Source organism: Bacteriovorax stolpii (assembly GCF_002872415.1).
GTDB lineage: Bacteria > Bdellovibrionota > Bacteriovoracia > Bacteriovoracales > Bacteriovoracaceae > Bacteriovorax > Bacteriovorax stolpii.
The window spans coordinates 1,998,141-2,014,908 of record NZ_CP025704.1 but is presented as its reverse complement, the minus strand read 5'-3'; the positions used below and the strand labels follow the sequence as shown (position 1 = coordinate 2,014,908).

The following is a 16,768-nucleotide window of genomic DNA, read 5'->3' as shown; positions in this document are numbered from 1 at the left end:
AAAGAGAGATCATTTATGCCAACATTTCTTGGAGATGAATGATTGTATGGCCGACTAAAACTCTTTGATTCAACATTCTTGTTGAAGTGCCGTTAAGGCTTCCAAGGGAGGCCCTTGTGCTATCTAAAATCCTTACCACCATTTGTCTTTCATTCATTTTTTCCTCTTTTGCCTGGGCGCAGACGCCGAAGCACTATGTGTTTTTAGTTCATGGAATTGGCGCGAGTCCAACGACTTTTGGAAAGATGGGTGAAACTTTAAAAAGAGAATCACAGGGATTTGACCCACACACAGACTGGCAGTTTATTAACTTTGCCTATCAAACTGGAAGTGCCACTAAAGATGTGGCCATTTTTTCTAAAGAGCTGAGTGATTATATCGCTGAGTCTTTTAGAAATGCCGGAGGTCTAAACCCCGAAGACAAATTTTCTCTGGTGATGCACTCACAGGGAGGATTGATCGGACTTAACTTTCTTCTTAAGTCATTTATGGGAGATAGTAACTATCACCCGGAATTAAAACATCACCTGGATGCATTTGTAACGATGGGGACTCCTTACTGGGGAGCAAAGATTGCTATTTTTGCTAATCGTATGATGCCAATTCTCTCTTACCTACGCATTCCACTCTCGGAAAAATTTGGTGTTGAAGAATTAAAAGACATGGAGCTTGCTTCTGATTTTGCCGCTCAAATGCGTGAGACTCTTATCGATCCTAAAAACCAGGAAGTGGTTAGAGAAATGACGACTCAAGGTCGATTTTTGGTTTTTGCGGGAGTTACAGAAAGGCTAAATCTACTGGCCCCTTTTGTAACAGGGAAAAACCGTTATGAAGACGATACGGCCGTGCCGATTCCTTCCTCGAAATTAGATTTCATCTATTACAAAGATCCTGAATTCTACAATGATTACGTCACTGCCAACGAGTTTAGTGAAACTCATATGGTAGAAGCAGAAAACAATATTGTAGTGAATGCCTTTCATGCTTCGCCTTTTCCTCAAAAATCGAAATTCCCGGGGATTGCCAAGGTTCCTGATCGTTGCGCCAATATCAGTTACCGAGACTGTGATCATCCGACATACCCAACATTAGTAGAGCATCTTTTTAAATTGCAGAGAGAACCGGCCTTTGTCCGTGACCTGACAAGTTTTGCGATTGATTTAAAAATTAATTTAAAAGGAAAGAGTATCGACCGCAAAAAAATGTCTATTGCTTTTAAGGGGCTGACAACTGGACTTAAGATTGGAAAAGATATTGAGCTTTATAATAAAGTCAGTCGTTGGAGTGATGAAGGGGATTTTCGCCTCTATCACACAGGATACATTGATTCTAAAAAAACCACATCGACAGTCGGAAGAGTGGAGATGATTATTACGGCCCCTGGCTTTAAAGACCGAACGGTGATTGTGCCGGTTAAAAGTGCTCAAAGCACTTTTATTGAACTCAACTGGTAACTCACTTGAAACTTGGACGTCCAAAACTCACATTGAGAATGCAAACATTTATTGAAAAGGCCCTGGATCACAGTCCCTTTTGGGACGTGTGTTGTGACCACGGTTATGTGGGGATTGGTGCCCTCTATACTAAGCGCTTTTCTCACGTGCATTTTGTCGATCAAGTGCCACACATTATAGAGCGACTAGATCAACTCATTAAACAGTCCCCAGATTTTAAAGAGGATTTTCCCTATAGCCTGCATACAATGTCAGGGGAATCTCTGGACGGCGATATCACCGGAACCTTTCTTATTGCCGGAGTCGGAGGAATGACCATTAAGAATATTCTTTCTGCGGCCTTAAAAAAAGAAACGCTTAAAGCACAACGCTTGCTACTTTCTCCTCATACAGATGAAGCTGTGATGAGTGCTTATATAATGAGTGAAGATTTTAAAAATTATTACTCTATCAAAGAGCGCCTGATGCTGTTGGATGGAAAAAAACACCGTCCGCTTTATATTCTCGATAGAAACTAAACTTCAATAAATTCGTCGTAAGAGTTTTCAATAAATTTAATCAGCCCCACGATGCGCTCCATCTCCAGTGGTTTTTTGAGCAGGTCCAAGGCCCCACGTTTGATTGCTTCTTCGCGGGTGATATCGGCCTGGCCGGTAACCAGGATGACATAGGGGATAACCCGGTCAATCTTTCGAAGCTCGTCTAAAAGGAAAAGACCTCCACCATCAGGCATGCGGATATCGCTAATGACAAACTCGATTTTCTTGTCTTTGACCATTTCCAGTGCCTTTTTTCCGTTTTGTGCTTCAATTGTGTTGTAGCCTTCAAGTTTTAAGTAGGCACAGATCGCTTCGCGGATATCAATATCGTCGTCCACAACCAGGATGGATTTTCTTTCTTTTAAAAGGAGCTTGATGGTAAAACAGGTGTTCTGATAGTGTTCATCATAATAAATCTCTCCACCATGTTTAGTGATAACCTCATAGGCAAAACTCAATCCCAATCCCGTGCCTTTTCCTACATCCTTAGTCGTAAAAAAGGGCTGGAACATGCGATCTGCAATGGCGCGGTCAATGCCTTCGCCAGAATCAATAAAATGCAGGAAATACCATTTTTTATTTTGTGAAGCTTCAATCTTAATCCACTTGTCTGCACGCTTTTCCAGAGCATCAAAAGAGTTGTTAAGCAGGATTATAAAGACCTGGGAGAGTTGGATTTGATAACAGTTCAAGTGGGTTTGAAAATATGGAGCATTTAAATCACAAATTAAATCAATATTGTGATTGCGGATTTTTTCTTCGCAGAGATTGAGGATGTTTTCCAACAAGTCCCGTATAACGGTGTCTTTTTTCTCCTCATTGGAAGCGTCTTTAGAAATATCTTTTAATCCCTGAATCACGTTTGAGATTTTATCTACTGTCCCTATAATAGATTTAGTATTCTTTAGGAAAAGTTCACTGTCGGGAATCCCGCGCTCAATCATCTTTTCCATGATGCGGGTCTTGGTATGAATAACTGTCAGAGGATTGTTAATTTCATGAGCAATTCCTCCGGCCATTTCACCCAGAGCTGCCATTTTCGAACTATTGATGGCCGAGACTTTTTGCATCTCTATTTTCTTTTCCTGCTCGCTTATTTTTCGTTCTTTTTCAACATTGAGATGCCTGATTTTTTTTACCATGCGGTTAATAGAGTCTTCCAACAGGTCAATTTCATCTTTGTATTTATTTTTCCTCTCTATATGCAGTAGATTTTCATCAACCGAATTTAAGTTGAAATTCTGGATAAACTTTACGATCTGTTCCAGGTTTTTGTTGATGTAGTAATGGAAGACCAAAAGAATAATCCAGGAAATCATAAAGGTTTTAATAAATTGGGCCAAAACGAAAAAACCAATTCGTTTGTAGAGGTCAGCTTTGATATAACTAGTGGTGGCCGTGATTTCCAGGTATCCCAGGTATTCGGTGCCATTGTCGTAGGTGTGATTATAGTAAAGCGGGTAGCGGTAAGTTCTCACTTCATCAGAAGGAGACTCCTGTAAGTTGGTTTTGATAATAATAGGGATGTTGTCACTGTTGGTAATCGTGACTTTTTCAATGTCCTTAATCGTGATTAAGCTCTCGGCCTGAACATTCAGGTACGAGCGGTCTTCTTGCCAGGAAGCACTGACCATCGCCGGAATTGTTGAGGTTTTTATCTGTTGAAGCTTTTTGTCGAGGTTGGAAACTTCATCTTTATACTCATAATTAAAATGAATGAAAACGACGATGGATGTGAAGATTGTACTGACAATGATAACCACAAAAAGTAGTTTCTTTTTGAGAGGTCGGAAGAGTTTTTTTTCAAAAGCTTGATCGCTTGCCATTTGTCTTGCCTTAAAAAAAAGAAAGAACCCATCACTACTTAAGTTAATCACTATCGAAGTCTTAAAACAAGAAAGTGTATCCTAATAATTTTTTAACATGTTCTTGATTCGGAACGCTCACAAAACGAGAATAAAACGTCTTAAGAATAAATTAATGTTGAATGTTTTTTGCGCATCAAAATTATTAATTACGACAGTTTGTTCGTTTTGTGCAAAATGTTCATTCAACACTTGTAGCGTGACATTTTGTGAATAATGTTTTTTAAGTTTGTGAACGAATTTGACAGCAAAAAAGTCGGGTTTTATAAAAAATGCAAGATCAACGGCAAGACGTTCTTGCTACAAAACTTACAGGAGATTTTATGAAACTTTTAATCGTTGCTGCATCTATGATTCTTTCTGCATCGGCCTTCGCTCTTAGCTCAACAACTCACGATTACTCTCAAGTATTAGGAGCAATCAAGTTAGACAACGCGTGTATTACTGATTCAGAAGTTAAATCAATCAACCCAGTAAAGGTTTGTACGAACCTTGAAGCACACACGACTAACAACGGTGGAGAAATCGGCTCTCACACTGACTGGGTATGTACAGCATGGGAAAACCAAAACCTTGCTTACTCACGTGCTTTCGAAAAGACTGTATGTCTTAAGTATGCACCAGTTAACGAAGCATCAAGCGGAGAATGTCTAAAATATGGTAAAGTTGCTGATTTCCTACCAGCAACAATTAAAGTTAGAACTGTGACAACTCACGGAGAAGCTTCTACTGAAAGAACATCATGGTTCTCATTCCCAGCTTGCGAATAATTATTAGCAGGATTTGGAATATGGCCGGCGAAGAAGACTTCGCCGGCCTTTTTAAGTTTTTAAGGATTTCATGAGCGAGTACAATTTTACTGAATTTAAAGATTTTTTTGAGTACAACTTAAAGAAATATAACCGTGACAGCGAAGGAGTAAAGATTTTTACTCTCAATGACCTGTCAAAGAGACTGGGCTACAAATCTCCAAGTCTTTTGTCCATGATTGCAACAGGCAGGCGCCTTCCTTCAAATGAGATTTTAGAAGTTTTATTTGAAGAATGGAAGATTGAAAAAAACCAAAGAGAAATTATCCGCATTCGCTTAGAGATTGAAAAACGTATGCGCAAAAATAAGCCTGCGGGTCTTTTGTTAGAACGCCTGGCAAAGATTGATAAAAAATCCAAATACCAAATGATTGACCTGGATGCTTTTAATTCTATCAAGGAATGGCATAACCTGGTTTTACAAATGCTGGTATCCACTCCTGACTTTAAAGAAGACTACACTCAGATAAGTTATCTTCTAAAACGTAAAGTGACACCTTCCCAAGTAAGAAAGGGGATTGAGACGCTTTTAAAAGTTGGCCTGATTAAGCGCAACCCAAAAACGGGAGAGCTTGAGTCGGCGACACCCGATTCAAGTAATGAAACAACTCATGATATTCCAAGTGAGGCGATCCGCGAGCACCACAAAGGGATGATTGCCCGGGCCCTCGAAGCAGTTGAAGAGCAGAGTGTCCATGAAAGGCACTTGAATGCTCTTACATTAAAGTTTAACAAAGATAAAACAGATGAGGCCAAGGCCTTCATTCTCAATTTCGTCAAAGATTTTAACAGCAAATTTTACGATCATGCGTCCAATGACATTCATCAGCTCAATGTACAGTTTTTTGGACATACAAATAGCAACCATGTCTCAAGTAAGGAAACACTCCAATGAAAAGATTCGTGTGCTTAATTGTCTGTGGGCTTTTAGTAGTAGCTGGTGCTTTCGCTAAAGAAGGCGGGGGAACTGTCGTTGGTAATGGAGCGGGGATTGTTGAAAGTAATTTCCAACAAGGTTACTTATCCCTTTCTAAAATCATAGCCAATTGTGAAGCTGCACAGAACTGTGGTTTAGATCTCGAAGAAAAAAATATATTAAAAGATATTCACGAGGTACTGACAAAAAATCTGCAGAATAAAAATCGCCTGGTATTCCTGTCAGAGAAGGCCAATCCTGGTTTTTTTACCACTGGTGCAAGTGAGTCTTATCGCATTGCCAAGACTATGCTTGTTCCCAATTCTCCTATTTATATCAATACCGATATGCTTTATGACAAAGATGGAAATCCAACTTTAAACTTCAACGGGATTGTGCGCATCCTGGTTCATGAGTTGGGCCATCAGACAGGGATCGAAGGACATAGCACTCTGGATATTTTAGGGGCGAAGATCGCGACCTATGCAGAAGAACATACAAGCTATTTTCGCTACAATGTTGAAGAGACCCGCGAATCTGTTTTTTTCTCCGTGGCCAATTACAGTTACCCGATCAAAACAACACTGGTGATGTTTAATTGGAAAAATTCATCGTCGCGCGATCTCTCATATGCAATTATCGCAAACTCTGAGTGCCCTTACGATTCTGAGAGTTACGCCGGGATTGAAGTCTTAAATGGACATTATTCATTTGATCGCCGCGGGCAACTTTCATTCAATGCCTGGGTTAAGCTCTCGTGTTTTGAATCTTTCTCTGGGAGCACCAACATTTATCGCAAAAATCTGCATATCGCTTTGGATAGTGACCTGCAGATCACTGGGCTTACGGTAGAGTAGTTTTACTGGTGAGACCACATCATTTTAGAGGTGTGTTTTTTACTTAAGTAATTTATATTATTGGCTTTTTTGTTAAATTTTTTGACACTGTTTTTTTTACTTAGTTCGCTTAAGGACTATTCTTTTAAGCATAATTAGTATATGAAATGAGTATGCCTAAAGAGATAGTTATTTTATTCGGATTTTTTGCGGCGTTTGTTTTTATAAACTTCGTCATCTATCTTTTTCTTTTTTTTAAGATGAAAGAAAAGCTTTTCCGTGAGCTTGCTGTTTACTGGTTATTAGTTCTTTTTGTTTTTATCATTGAAGGAGGAGTTAAGACTGGTGAACTGGCCTTGAGTCTTGTTTTCATTGTTAATATTCTTCCTATTTATATTATGTCTAATTTTCTGATCCGTTCTTATGACATGAATTTAAATGCCAAGAAGTATGTTATCTCTTCTTTTGTTGTTATCGTTCTGGCAATTATTAATGATCAGCTGAACTTTCCATTTTTTGTTCTGGCCTTCCCCATTGCTTTTGTTTCGGCCATGCCGATGATTGAAGCCATTTATCACACTTTGAAAACCAAGAAGAAGGAAGCTTCTTTTGTGCAAAAATTTATGGCCGGAGCTGTTTTTGTACCCGGGATTTTTTGCTGTTTTCATTATGCTATCGCTCGCAATATCCCAGGGACAGAGATGGTTGGCTATGGTTCGGCCTTCTTGAATTATATTATTGCATCAATCGCTTTACCGGTATTTGTTATCCAGGAACTCAACCGTGAAAAAACAGAAAAGCTTGAGCTTTTAGTCGCAGAAAGAACTAAGGAACTCTATGCTTCTAAAATACAAAAAGAGAAGCTTCTGCGTGTTGTGGTTCATGATATTTCCAATTCCCTTCAGGCCCTTATCCTTCAGACCAGCAGGCTTTCATTGTCTCGCGATGAGAAAGTTATTGAAGCCTCTATTCGCATGATGAAAAACTTAGATGCAATTAGTGATCTTACTAAACACGTAAAAGAAATGGAGCACCTACGGGCCAAGTCCGGGAAGCTTCATCCTGTATCTATTGACGAATGTTTTTCAGAGATCAAAGAGCTCTTTTGTGAGCGTTATCAGCAGAAAAATGTACATCTCCATTTTATAAACAAGGTTCCTGCTGATATTGTCATTTATGTAGATAAAGTGAGTTTTATTCATTCAGTGGCATCGAATATTATTTCTAACGCTTTGAAATTTTCTTACCCTAACTCTGAGGTAGTGGTGACTGCGACTGAAGATAATGGACAAGTTCATTTTGTTGTTCAGGATTATGGTGTAGGGATGAGCGAAAAGTATTTAACTAGTTTATTTGAATTTGAAGCCTCTTTCACCACTTTAGGTACGGGTGGTGAAAGAGGAACAGGATTTGGAATGCCATTAGTTAAAAATTATACAGAAATTTTTGGTGGAACAGTATCAGCAAGTTCAAGCCAGCACAAGGAAGCAAGCGGGACGCGCATTCAGGTGAGCTTGCCTGCAGTTGTTCATAGAGATCATGCCACCAGTCTTAATTGAGAGTATAGTCGTCCATTGAGCCTATCCCAGACTGAATCAAATTTTGGGTGATATGGATTTTTTAAATACACTGTTTCAACTTCTTGATGAAAAAAGGCCACGAGGTCGACGGCTTCCCCTTCATGATCAGGGCAAGGAACGTTGAGGGAAAGAGGGGTTGCACCCGCTTCTACTGACATTCTTCCCATGCCTTTACTGACTCTCATTGTTCCCGTCATTGCATCTGCAGTGCTTTCCAGAAAGCGTTTCATATTAAATCCAGACAAGATGTATTTCCATCGTATATCAGTCTTTTGTTGGCGGAATTTTTTAGCGACGGTAAATTGACTGCAAATCAAAATGTTGTCGCCTTTTTGGCGAAGGCCTAAAAGGGCCTCGGCGCTCCACGAATTGAAATAAGCATCCAATGAAGCAGTCTCATCGCCCCAGTTAACTTCTTTGAAAAAAGTCACAGCAAAACATTCACCCTGGTAGAACAGGGCCAGGATTTCGTCCTGGCGGGTAAATTCATTTGAATTTAACTTTGCATTGAGTTTGTATTCATTGTTAAAGTAATCAGTCCAGGTTTCATGCCAGCAACGAAATGACTTCTGATAAATCGAATGAAGATTTTTTGGGTTATTTTTCATGTTGCCAAAAAGTAAATAGGCATCAATTTTATCAAAGTCGATAATTTCTTTTTTATCATTCATAAATGTCCTTAAAAAAATTTGCTTTAAAATAATTAAGCTATTTTTTTCAATGGTTGGAATGCCACAGAGTCTTCTATTTCTTTCATCATCCAGTTGAATGCACACGAGGATTGCAGAAGGTTTTTGGTGATAATTTCGAGAGTTTGTGGTGGAAAGCTCGCCAATAGTTTTTGGGCCTCTTCAACGTGGTGAGGATCTTCTTCTCCGTGAACAAAAAGAAAAGTAACTGCCTTTTTGCCATAAATGGTCGAAAGCTTTTTAGAAAGAGGTGGACAAATTTTTTGTGCCAGAACCTCCAGATAGAGAATATAGCCCATAAGCGCGAGCGGATCTTGGTGTTCAATCTTGAAATACTGAGGTTCATAGAAAAAACGGGTAGAGTTGAGTTCTTTAAAATCCTCGATTGAGTACCCTAGTGCTTTTAAGTCATTAAGTGCCAGGCGTTCATGGTTGGCCTCTTCTCCTAAATGTTTTAAAAATCTAAGGTGTATCATTTGTTGTTGTTCATAATTAAGTCTTCCAGCACTAAGAGCAAGCATTCGAGTCGAATGCCTGACATAAAAAAAAGTTTGCGCTATGTAATTAGCGTAGAAATCTTTATTCTCCCAAGGCATGCTCTCATAAGAGTTTAAGAGAATGCTTACGGAGTGATTTAGGGCCTCTTTTAACTTATCCATTAAGTACCTCATGTAGGGGAAGGTTTCTGCTAGTATTGAATGTTAGATCCTAATTCTTTCAGGAATAAGATAAAAAAGGGATTAGAGAAAAATCAGTATTTTAAGTTGGTTTGTTCAATGTTTCTTAAGGTTGAGGTGCCAAAAAACTTGTGCATTTTTTATTTATAAAGGACACTTACATCATGAATCCAAATCTTATCTACTACCCGTGTTTTGCTTTATTACTTCTTTCGGCAATGGTTCTTGTGCGAATGTTTTTAACCCGTGTTCAAGGCATTAAAAGCGGCCAGGTCGACTTCAGGTATTTTAAAACCTATAACCATGCCGAAAAAGACCTGCCGACACAGATGACCCAAGCTTCACGCAATTTCACCAATCTTTTTGAAGTGCCGACACTCTTTTATATGGTCTGTGCATTCTCGCTGATCACACAACAGGTTGACGGATTTTTTCTGTGGCTGGCGTGGATTTACGTGGCCCTTCGTTATTTGCATTCTCTCATCCATTTAACCAATAATAAGATCATGCCTCGAATGGCGGTTTACGGGTTAAGCTGGATTGTTCTTATCATTATGGGAGTTATCCTGGCGTTTAGAATCGCGGGGAGTCTTTAAGCGACTTGTAAGCTAATTGGTCGACTGCTCGCGGATTTTATGGCGGCCTTTTAAAACTAAAAACAGACACACTAAGGTGAATGCTGCCGCTGCAATATAAGGAGCGCCAGGAAGCGGGTAATGGTCTTTTTTCGTGAAGAAAGAAAACAACCCCGTATACACTAATGGGCCAATAATAGACGTCAGGCTGGTAATGGCCACCAGTGTTCCTTGTAATTCACCTTGCTCTTCAGAGGGGGTGCCTTTAGTAATCATTGACTGCAACGAAGGCATAACGATACTGGTGAATAAAAGAAGTGACGTGGCCGCATAGAGCATCCACGACTTGGTGACTAAAGCATAAAGAAGAAAATTGGCCACTAAAACAATGAGTCCATAGATCACCGATTTTAATTCTCCAATTTTTGGTGTGACAATTCTTGTGGTAAAACCTTGACCTAATCCAAAGGCAATTCCCACGACGGTCAGAGAGATTCCGATTTCCATTGAGTTCCACTGGAACTTGTAGTGAGTAAACAAGGCCCAGATGCTCGGATGGGATTGACCGGCAAGGTTGGTTAAAAAGAAGGCCCAGATTAAAATCGCCGCTGGAGAATAGAACATGGCGGTGATAACTGATCTAATTGGGTTGAGTTGTGATTTGTCGATTCTTGTTTTTCTTTTTTCGGCCGGCAGTGATTCAGGAAGAACAAAAAGACCGAAAATAAAGTTCGTCAAAGACATGATGGCCGCAAGAATAAAAGGCCAGTTGTGACCAAAGCTTCCTATGATTCCTCCAATGGCCGGTCCAATCACAAACCCCAGACCAAAGGCCGCGCCAATCATACCAAAATTTTGGGTGCGGTTTTTATCAGTAGAGACATCGGCAATATAAGAAGAGGCCACGGTAATGCTTGCACCGGTCAGACCCGAGATCACGCGTCCAATAAAAAGGATGGTGAGGTTAGGAGCAAAGGCCATTAAAAGATAATCGAGTCCGGAGCCACATAAAGCGATCAATAGAACAGGTCTGCGGCCAAAGCGGTCAGAGAGAGAACCTAGTAGAGGAGAAGCAAAAAAGAGCATGAATGAGTAAAGAGAAATGAAGTACCCATAGAACGTACTGACAAAAGCTTCATCGCTTCCAAATCTTCGGATAACTTCCGGCAAAATAGGAACGACGAGACCGATGCCGATAGCGTCTAAGAGTATAGTGACAAAGATAAATGTCATTCTGGCCTGTGAATTTCTCATTTCATTATTATTAAAGACAAAGAAGTAAATGTCATAGATAATAAAAAAAATATTCCCTTTTTTCTCAAGGAATTGACTATGGAAAATATTAAAGGTCTCTGCACTAATCCTGATCCAGTTACTCAAAAATATGTTTTTAACCACACTATGCTTCGCGTGCGCGATCCCGAAGTGTCGCTGGACTTTTACTCGCGCATCCTAGGCATGAAGCTTTTAAGAAAAATCGATTTCAATGAATGGAAATTTTCTCTTTATTTCCTGGCCATGATTGAAAATGAATCTCAAATCCCAACAGACAACGATAAATCGCGTGCGCGTTTTACAGCAGGTCTCAGTGGTGTTTTAGAGTTAACTCATAATCATGGGACAGAGTTGGAAGAAAAGACTCCGTACCACAACGGGAACACTGAACCTCGTGGGTTTGGGCATATTTGTTTTTCTGTCCCAGATATCAAAGCAGCTTGTGCGCGTTTTGAAGCACTTGGCGTGCCTTTCCAAAAGAAATTGGGAGAAGGGGGAATGAAGGATATTGCCTTTATTAAAGACCCGGATAACTATTGGGTGGAGATTATCGAGGCCTAATTGAGACCACTCCGAAAAATGAATATTACATTTATCCAAAAAATCTTACAATCACCGCTTTTTTAAGCAAAGTCGACCTTGGCCCGTCGCCAAGGTCGACTCATTTATCCTAATTTCTCCCTCGCTTTATTTTTTTAGGGGAGATTTTTATGAACGCAAAGTTTTTGCATGTGAAGTATCTTGCCATCGTTTTGATGGGGATCGTGATTCTTCTTCTTGTTTCATTTGATGCATTCTCTCAGTCCGAAGTCGATATGGGCGCAGGTGATACCTTCTCTCTTAAGGCCTCTCAAGACATTTTAAAAGAAGTGGTTTCATATGAGCCGTATGAGACAACGTGTTCGCGCGAAGTTTACGATGGCACTCACCGCGTGTGTTCGGCAGGAAGAACAGAAAGGCGCTGCCGTAAGATTTCAGGTGTTGGAGAAGAGTGCTGGGATGAAACAGAAGAAGTGTGCAGCGATGAAGCTTCTTATAGAACTGAAACTTATGACTGTACCCTGCAAAGAAGAGTTGTAGACTACGTTTATGATTACTCTGTAAATGCCTCTATCGAGGTGACTAAAACTCTTAGGTCAAAAAACTATGATTTAAACTCATGCCTCTTTGGTGTGAAGCTCTCTGCAAGCTCTGAGGACTATTATGCTCGCTGTAAAAGTGCAGTCGTGAAGGCCTTTGTTGTTGATCGCAAAGAAGTGCTTAATGGCCGCAATAAAGAGCGTACAATTAAACTCGATCTGGATTTTTTCCCCATTGAAGGACTAAGTGCTCTGGCGGAAGGTTTAAAGGATTTGACGTATAAAGATGGGGTGGTGTCTTTTAAAAGCGCTAACCTGGCCGCCGCATCGAATTTTAAGCTGAATGTGAAACTTACAAGAAATCGTTTTCTCCTAAAAGATAAGGTGATTTTTAACCGTGAAATCAATCCTTCGGAGTTTGCGACGACGGCCCTTTCCGGCGGCAAATACCTGGTAACCCTTAATCTGGGGAAACTCTCAGGTGGCTTTGATTCAACCAAAAAGCACACTCTTAAGGTGGATTTGAGTACTTTAAAGGCACAAGACGTAAAGGATGCGATTAATACGCCGACTCTCTCTAATGCACTTTCAGAGTCTTTAGTGATTAATGATTAAATTTTGTTGGGCCATTTAATGTAAAAATTTCAAAAGGACTAATCTCTTATGAAAGAATTGAAAAACTCCATTATAACTGAGCCCATGAAAAACGCATTGAAAATCACCGCGGCCCTTTTTATTACTCTTATCTTTGCAGGAGAGATTTCTGCACAAGATTTCCCGACAGGACCGGAGCTCTCAGAGACTCCAGGTAAACTTTGCGACCAACCATCTAAGCTTCGCTATCCAGAAAAAATCGCTTACTGTGATCGCGACGTTTCTTATGAAACCAAAGAAATCATCATCCACGAGTATGATCAGAAGTTTAATTATTCTATCGCTAAAATGCCGCGTGGAGAGTTCAAGATTGATCACCTGATTCCACTTTGTGCAGGTGGATCAAATGACATTACAAACCTCTGGCCTCAACATAAGTCAGTCTATGCAATCACTGATCCGCTGGAACCAGTCATCTGTTCAAAAATGGCCCAAGGCCGCCTGAAGCAAAAAGATGCGGTTTCTTTAGTTATCGAAGCTAAGACCCACTTAGAGCGTACGAAGAAAATTATTGAGTACGTCAGTCGACTTTAATAGCACTGGCCATTTCGCCCTGCTTTGTTAAGATTAATTATCTTTCAAATGTAAGTCGGAATAGGTTTAATGACTCGGTTTGGTGCTGAATTTTTCAGACATTCACCTGAAATGTTGTGTGTGGCCGATTTTAACGGACACTTCGTCGAGCTCAGCACTCCATGGACCGAGACACTTGGTTATAGTATTGAAGAACTTCTCCAACTTCCTTTTTTCGATCTCGTTCACCCTAATGACATTCAAAAAACCAAAGATGAATATTATAAATTTGTTGGTGGAGAAGATTATAAAACGACCAATTTTATAAATCGTTTCCGTCATAAAAATGGCCATTACCGCTGGCTGCAGTGGAGTGCTTCATCTGATAAAAATGAGAAGAAAATTTTTTGTATCGTCCGTGATGTGACTGAGGAGAGGCGCGAGATTAACGTTCTTTTAGAGGCCCAGGAAGTCACACAGGTTGGAAGCTGGGAGATTGATCTCTCTACAGGTGACCTTTTCTGGTCAAAGATGACTCACAAGATTCATGAAACTGACCCGTTGACCTATCATCCTAAACTTGAGGATGGAATTAATTTTTTTAATTTCGAGGCCAGAGACATTCTCGAAGGAAAAATTAAAAGCCTGATGGAAAATGGTAATAGTTATGATCTCGAATTGCCTTTTATCACCGCGAAAGGGAAAAAAACCTGGGTTCGATGTGTAGGGCGTGCGAGCATGTATGACAATGTTGTTCTTCGCGCGTACGGAACGATTGAAGATATTGGTCTTAAGAGAAAAGAGAAGTCTCTCTATGAACTTATCATTGAAAATGGAAATTATGGGACTTGGGATTGGGATTTAGAAACAAACCAAGTGCACTTTAATGACCGTTGGTGTTCACTGGTAGGTCTTGATGTCACAAAAGTGAAACACGATCTGGCCACATGGGATGCCCTGGCACACCCTGATGATAAAATTATCGCCTATAGAGATATTGAAGATCATCTCAATGGAAAAACACCTTACTACCGCAATGTCCATCGAATGAAACATGCCGACGGCCATTGGGTCTGGATTCTTGATCAGGGAAAAGTGGTTGAGACCCGCGATGGAAAACCTGTGCGTTTTTCAGGAACACATACTGACATTACCTATGTAAAAGAGCTGGAAAACGAACGCGGGCTTTTAAATGACCGCTTTAAGCTGGTTCTTGCCGCTATTAAATTCGGTGTCTGGGAATGGAATATCAAAACAAATGCTCTTGCTTGGGATGAGAGTATGTATGAACTTTTTGATGTTTCTCCAAATGATTTTTCCGGTGATTATACTGCTTGGGAAAAAACAGTACACCCTGACGATAAAGAGCTGGTAGCAGCGGCCCTCCAGGCCTCTATTGTAGATGGGATAGATTTTGATACTAGTTTTCGAATTGTTTTGAAAAATGGTCATATCAGGCATATTGCGGCCAAAGGTTATGTCGAGCGCGATAGTAACGGAAAAGCACTGCGCTTTAGCGGTATCAATTGGGATATCACCAAGAATGTAGAGCAGGAAAGAATTTTTGAAACCATTTTAAACAACATTCCCATCATGATCACTTTTTATAATCATAAAGGTGATGTTGAGTGGATCAATCCCCATTGGAGCGAAGTCCTGGGGTGGACACTTGATGACATGAAAAAAGTCAGAGACATGGCCATCAATCTTTTTGCCACTGAGCGCGAACAACAAGAAGCGATTCAATTTATGATGGAAGCTCCACCGGAGTGGAGAGAGTTCACTCTCGTTAAAAAAAATGGAGAGTTGGCACATACGACCTGGACAAATGTGCGCCTGGAAGATGGACAGATCATCGGCATTGGTCAGGACATTGGAGAAAAGCGCATGCAGGAAGAACTGATTAAAGATCAGCAGGCACGCATGATTTCTTCAGCGAAACTTTCATCTCTTGGGGAAATGGCAAGTGGGATCGCCCACGAAATCAATAACCCTCTGGCGATCATAAAAGGCAAGGCCTACCAGATTTTAAAACGTCTGGAAAATGGTGAAGTGAACGTCGATTTTTTAAGTAGAGAAATTTCTAAGATTGAACAAAACAGTTTAAGGATTGTAAAAATTATTAAAGGGCTAAGAACGTTTTCTCGTCACGGAGAAGCTGACCCATTTAAGGCCGTTGCTTTTAAATCGATTCTCGATGATGTTTTAGAATTGTGTTATGAGCGCTTTAAGTATCAAGGTGTGGAGTTAAAAGTCTCCGGTGACTTAAGCACCGAAATCCGCTGCCAGGAAACTCAACTGGCCCAGGTTGTATTAAATCTTATTAACAACGCCCACGATGCTGTTGTAGACACTCCTAGGCCTTGGGTGCATGTGCACGCTGATAATGATGGGGAGGCTCTTCGAATCACTGTGACGGATTCAGGCCCAGGAATTAGTGAAGAGATTGCTCAAAAGATAATGCAGCCTTTTTTTACAACGAAGGAAGTAGGAATGGGGACTGGTCTTGGTCTTTCAATTTCCAAAGGAATTGTTGAAATTCATGGAGGAAGGCTTTTTCTTGATCGGAATTGTCCGAATACTCGTTTTATCATTGATCTGCCGCTTAAGAAGTAAGATCTAATAATTTCCATCTTCTCATAGGTCAAATAACGAAAGTGTTTTATGCTTATAGGGTTGAACTATCCCTGGAGTTTATATGAAACACTTATTATTTTCTTCTCTCTTATTACTTTCTCTTTCAGCGTTTGCAGACGTAAAACCAAAATCAGATGCACCTAATTTTAAATTGAATGATCTTGCAGGCAAAGAGCATGCACTTAGTGACTTCAAAGGTAAATGGGTTGTTCTGGAATGGTTTAACAAGGATTGCCCTTACGTCAAAAAACATTACGGAAGCTCAAACATGCAATCACTACAAAAAACATTCACAGACAAAGGAGTTGTCTGGTTAACGATTAATTCATCTGCTAAAGGTGAGCAAGGTTACCAGGAAGCTGCTGATGCTGAAAAAACAATAAAAGAACTTAAAGCAAACCAATCCTTTCTTTTAACTGATGCAAGTGGATCGGTGGGAAGACTTTATGGAGCGAAAACAACTCCACACATGTTTGTTATTTCTCCTGAGCAAAAAATTGTTTATGCAGGAGCAATTGATGATAACAGTGCCGCTGACCCGGCAGTGATTCCTCAGTCGAAGAATTATGTCGCTGAAGCGCTGAATGCGGCCATGGCCGGAAAGGCCGTTGCTGTGGCGACTTCGAGACCGTATGGATGTAATGTGAAATACAAATAAAAAAGGCCCCAA

16 protein-coding genes are annotated in these 16,768 nt (G+C 40.3%); 12 read left to right on the top strand and 4 right to left on the bottom strand.

The window, feature by feature from the left end; translation table 11 throughout:
• Positions 1–116: 116 nt before the first annotated feature.
• Positions 117–1,454, top strand: a complete 1,338-nt coding sequence (locus C0V70_RS09915) for an esterase/lipase family protein (RefSeq protein WP_158649639.1) — start codon at positions 117–119, stop codon at positions 1,452–1,454.
• Positions 1,455–1,492: 38 nt separating this feature from the next.
• Complete coding sequence (locus tag C0V70_RS09910) at positions 1,493–1,972, top strand: SAM-dependent methyltransferase (RefSeq protein WP_102243704.1); 480 nt, start codon at positions 1,493–1,495, stop codon at positions 1,970–1,972.
• Here C0V70_RS09910 and C0V70_RS09905 read toward each other — a convergent pair.
• On the bottom strand, positions 1,969–3,819 hold the full coding sequence (locus C0V70_RS09905; protein WP_133566791.1) for a response regulator: 1,851 nt from the start codon (positions 3,817–3,819) through the stop codon (positions 1,969–1,971). The two genes, C0V70_RS09910 and C0V70_RS09905, sit on opposite strands and share 4 nt — an antisense overlap.
• A 362-nt stretch (positions 3,820–4,181) precedes the next feature.
• On the opposite strand from C0V70_RS09905, the gene C0V70_RS09900 reads away from it, so the two are divergent.
• The 4 genes from C0V70_RS09900 to C0V70_RS09885 all read left to right on the top strand — a co-directional run bounded on the left by C0V70_RS09900 (position 4,182) and on the right by C0V70_RS09885 (position 7,978).
• The gene (locus tag C0V70_RS09900) at positions 4,182–4,628 is read left to right on the top strand and encodes a hypothetical protein (protein WP_102243702.1); all 447 of its coding nucleotides are present in this window, start codon (positions 4,182–4,184) and stop codon (positions 4,626–4,628) included.
• Positions 4,629–4,698: 70 nt separating this feature from the next.
• On the top strand, positions 4,699–5,562 hold the full coding sequence (locus C0V70_RS09895; RefSeq protein ID WP_102243701.1) for a DUF4423 domain-containing protein: 864 nt from the start codon (positions 4,699–4,701) through the stop codon (positions 5,560–5,562).
• Positions 5,559–6,440 (top strand): hypothetical protein, encoded by an 882-nt coding sequence (locus tag C0V70_RS09890; RefSeq protein WP_102243700.1) that lies wholly within the window; start codon positions 5,559–5,561, stop codon positions 6,438–6,440. The genes C0V70_RS09895 and C0V70_RS09890 overlap by 4 nt, the downstream gene beginning before the upstream one ends.
• A 152-nt stretch (positions 6,441–6,592) precedes the next feature.
• Positions 6,593–7,978: a sensor histidine kinase gene (locus tag C0V70_RS09885; protein ID WP_158649638.1), complete on the top strand. Its 1,386-nt coding sequence runs from the start codon at positions 6,593–6,595 to the stop codon at positions 7,976–7,978.
• Here C0V70_RS09885 and C0V70_RS09880 read toward each other — a convergent pair.
• Together C0V70_RS09880 and C0V70_RS09875 are read right to left on the bottom strand one after the other, a co-directional pair.
• Entirely contained in the window at positions 7,957–8,670 is a 714-nt protein-coding gene (locus C0V70_RS09880) for a hypothetical protein (protein WP_102243698.1), read from the bottom strand. The two genes, C0V70_RS09885 and C0V70_RS09880, sit on opposite strands and share 22 nt — an antisense overlap.
• A 32-nt stretch (positions 8,671–8,702) precedes the next feature.
• Positions 8,703–9,347 carry an iron-containing redox enzyme family protein gene (locus tag C0V70_RS09875; protein ID WP_158649637.1) on the bottom strand — a complete coding sequence of 215 codons (645 nt, stop codon included), beginning with the start codon at positions 9,345–9,347 and terminating at the stop codon, positions 8,703–8,705.
• 182 nt (positions 9,348–9,529) lie between these two features.
• On the opposite strand from C0V70_RS09875, the gene C0V70_RS09870 reads away from it, so the two are divergent.
• A complete protein-coding gene (locus C0V70_RS09870; RefSeq protein WP_102243696.1) occupies positions 9,530–9,961 on the top strand; it encodes an MAPEG family protein in 432 nt (143 codons plus the stop codon).
• A gap of 12 nt (positions 9,962–9,973) precedes the next feature.
• Here the strand turns inward: C0V70_RS09870 and C0V70_RS09865 are convergent, their stop codons facing one another.
• Entirely contained in the window at positions 9,974–11,194 is a 1,221-nt protein-coding gene (locus C0V70_RS09865) for a TCR/Tet family MFS transporter (protein ID WP_208107827.1), read from the bottom strand.
• Positions 11,195–11,272: 78 nt separating this feature from the next.
• On the opposite strand from C0V70_RS09865, the gene gloA reads away from it, so the two are divergent.
• The 5 genes from gloA to C0V70_RS09840 all read left to right on the top strand — a co-directional run bounded on the left by gloA (position 11,273) and on the right by C0V70_RS09840 (position 16,756).
• Entirely contained in the window at positions 11,273–11,776 is a 504-nt protein-coding gene (gene gloA / locus C0V70_RS09860) for a lactoylglutathione lyase (RefSeq protein WP_102243695.1), read from the top strand.
• A gap of 149 nt (positions 11,777–11,925) precedes the next feature.
• The gene (locus C0V70_RS09855; protein WP_102243694.1) at positions 11,926–12,909 is read left to right on the top strand and encodes a hypothetical protein; all 984 of its coding nucleotides are present in this window, start codon (positions 11,926–11,928) and stop codon (positions 12,907–12,909) included.
• A gap of 84 nt (positions 12,910–12,993) precedes the next feature.
• The gene (locus C0V70_RS09850; protein ID WP_208107828.1) at positions 12,994–13,482 is read left to right on the top strand and encodes an HNH endonuclease signature motif containing protein; all 489 of its coding nucleotides are present in this window, start codon (positions 12,994–12,996) and stop codon (positions 13,480–13,482) included.
• A 69-nt stretch (positions 13,483–13,551) separates the two neighbouring features.
• The gene (locus C0V70_RS09845; RefSeq protein ID WP_102243693.1) at positions 13,552–16,077 is read left to right on the top strand and encodes a PAS domain-containing protein; all 2,526 of its coding nucleotides are present in this window, start codon (positions 13,552–13,554) and stop codon (positions 16,075–16,077) included.
• Positions 16,078–16,159: 82 nt separating this feature from the next.
• A complete protein-coding gene (locus tag C0V70_RS09840; RefSeq protein WP_102243692.1) occupies positions 16,160–16,756 on the top strand; it encodes a thioredoxin family protein in 597 nt (198 codons plus the stop codon).
• The last annotated feature ends 12 nt before the right edge of the window (positions 16,757–16,768 follow it).

Coding starts and splice junctions, on each gene's coding strand:
- C0V70_RS09910 (WP_102243704.1), top strand. CDS start 1,493: ATGCAAACATTTATTGAAAAGGCCCTGGATCACAGTCCCTTTTGGGAC.
- C0V70_RS09905 (WP_133566791.1), bottom strand. CDS start 3,819: ATGGCAAGCGATCAAGCTTTTGAAAAAAAACTCTTCCGACCTCTCAAA.
- C0V70_RS09900 (WP_102243702.1), top strand. CDS start 4,182: ATGAAACTTTTAATCGTTGCTGCATCTATGATTCTTTCTGCATCGGCC.
- C0V70_RS09895 (WP_102243701.1), top strand. CDS start 4,699: ATGAGCGAGTACAATTTTACTGAATTTAAAGATTTTTTTGAGTACAAC.
- C0V70_RS09890 (WP_102243700.1), top strand. CDS start 5,559: ATGAAAAGATTCGTGTGCTTAATTGTCTGTGGGCTTTTAGTAGTAGCT.
- C0V70_RS09885 (WP_158649638.1), top strand. CDS start 6,593: ATGCCTAAAGAGATAGTTATTTTATTCGGATTTTTTGCGGCGTTTGTT.
- C0V70_RS09880 (WP_102243698.1), bottom strand. CDS start 8,670: ATGAATGATAAAAAAGAAATTATCGACTTTGATAAAATTGATGCCTAT.
- C0V70_RS09875 (WP_158649637.1), bottom strand. CDS start 9,347: ATGGATAAGTTAAAAGAGGCCCTAAATCACTCCGTAAGCATTCTCTTA.
- C0V70_RS09870 (WP_102243696.1), top strand. CDS start 9,530: ATGAATCCAAATCTTATCTACTACCCGTGTTTTGCTTTATTACTTCTT.
- C0V70_RS09865 (WP_208107827.1), bottom strand. CDS start 11,194: ATGAGAAATTCACAGGCCAGAATGACATTTATCTTTGTCACTATACTC.
- gloA (WP_102243695.1), top strand. CDS start 11,273: ATGGAAAATATTAAAGGTCTCTGCACTAATCCTGATCCAGTTACTCAA.
- C0V70_RS09855 (WP_102243694.1), top strand. CDS start 11,926: ATGAACGCAAAGTTTTTGCATGTGAAGTATCTTGCCATCGTTTTGATG.
- C0V70_RS09850 (WP_208107828.1), top strand. CDS start 12,994: ATGAAAAACGCATTGAAAATCACCGCGGCCCTTTTTATTACTCTTATC.
- C0V70_RS09845 (WP_102243693.1), top strand. CDS start 13,552: ATGACTCGGTTTGGTGCTGAATTTTTCAGACATTCACCTGAAATGTTG.
- C0V70_RS09840 (WP_102243692.1), top strand. CDS start 16,160: ATGAAACACTTATTATTTTCTTCTCTCTTATTACTTTCTCTTTCAGCG.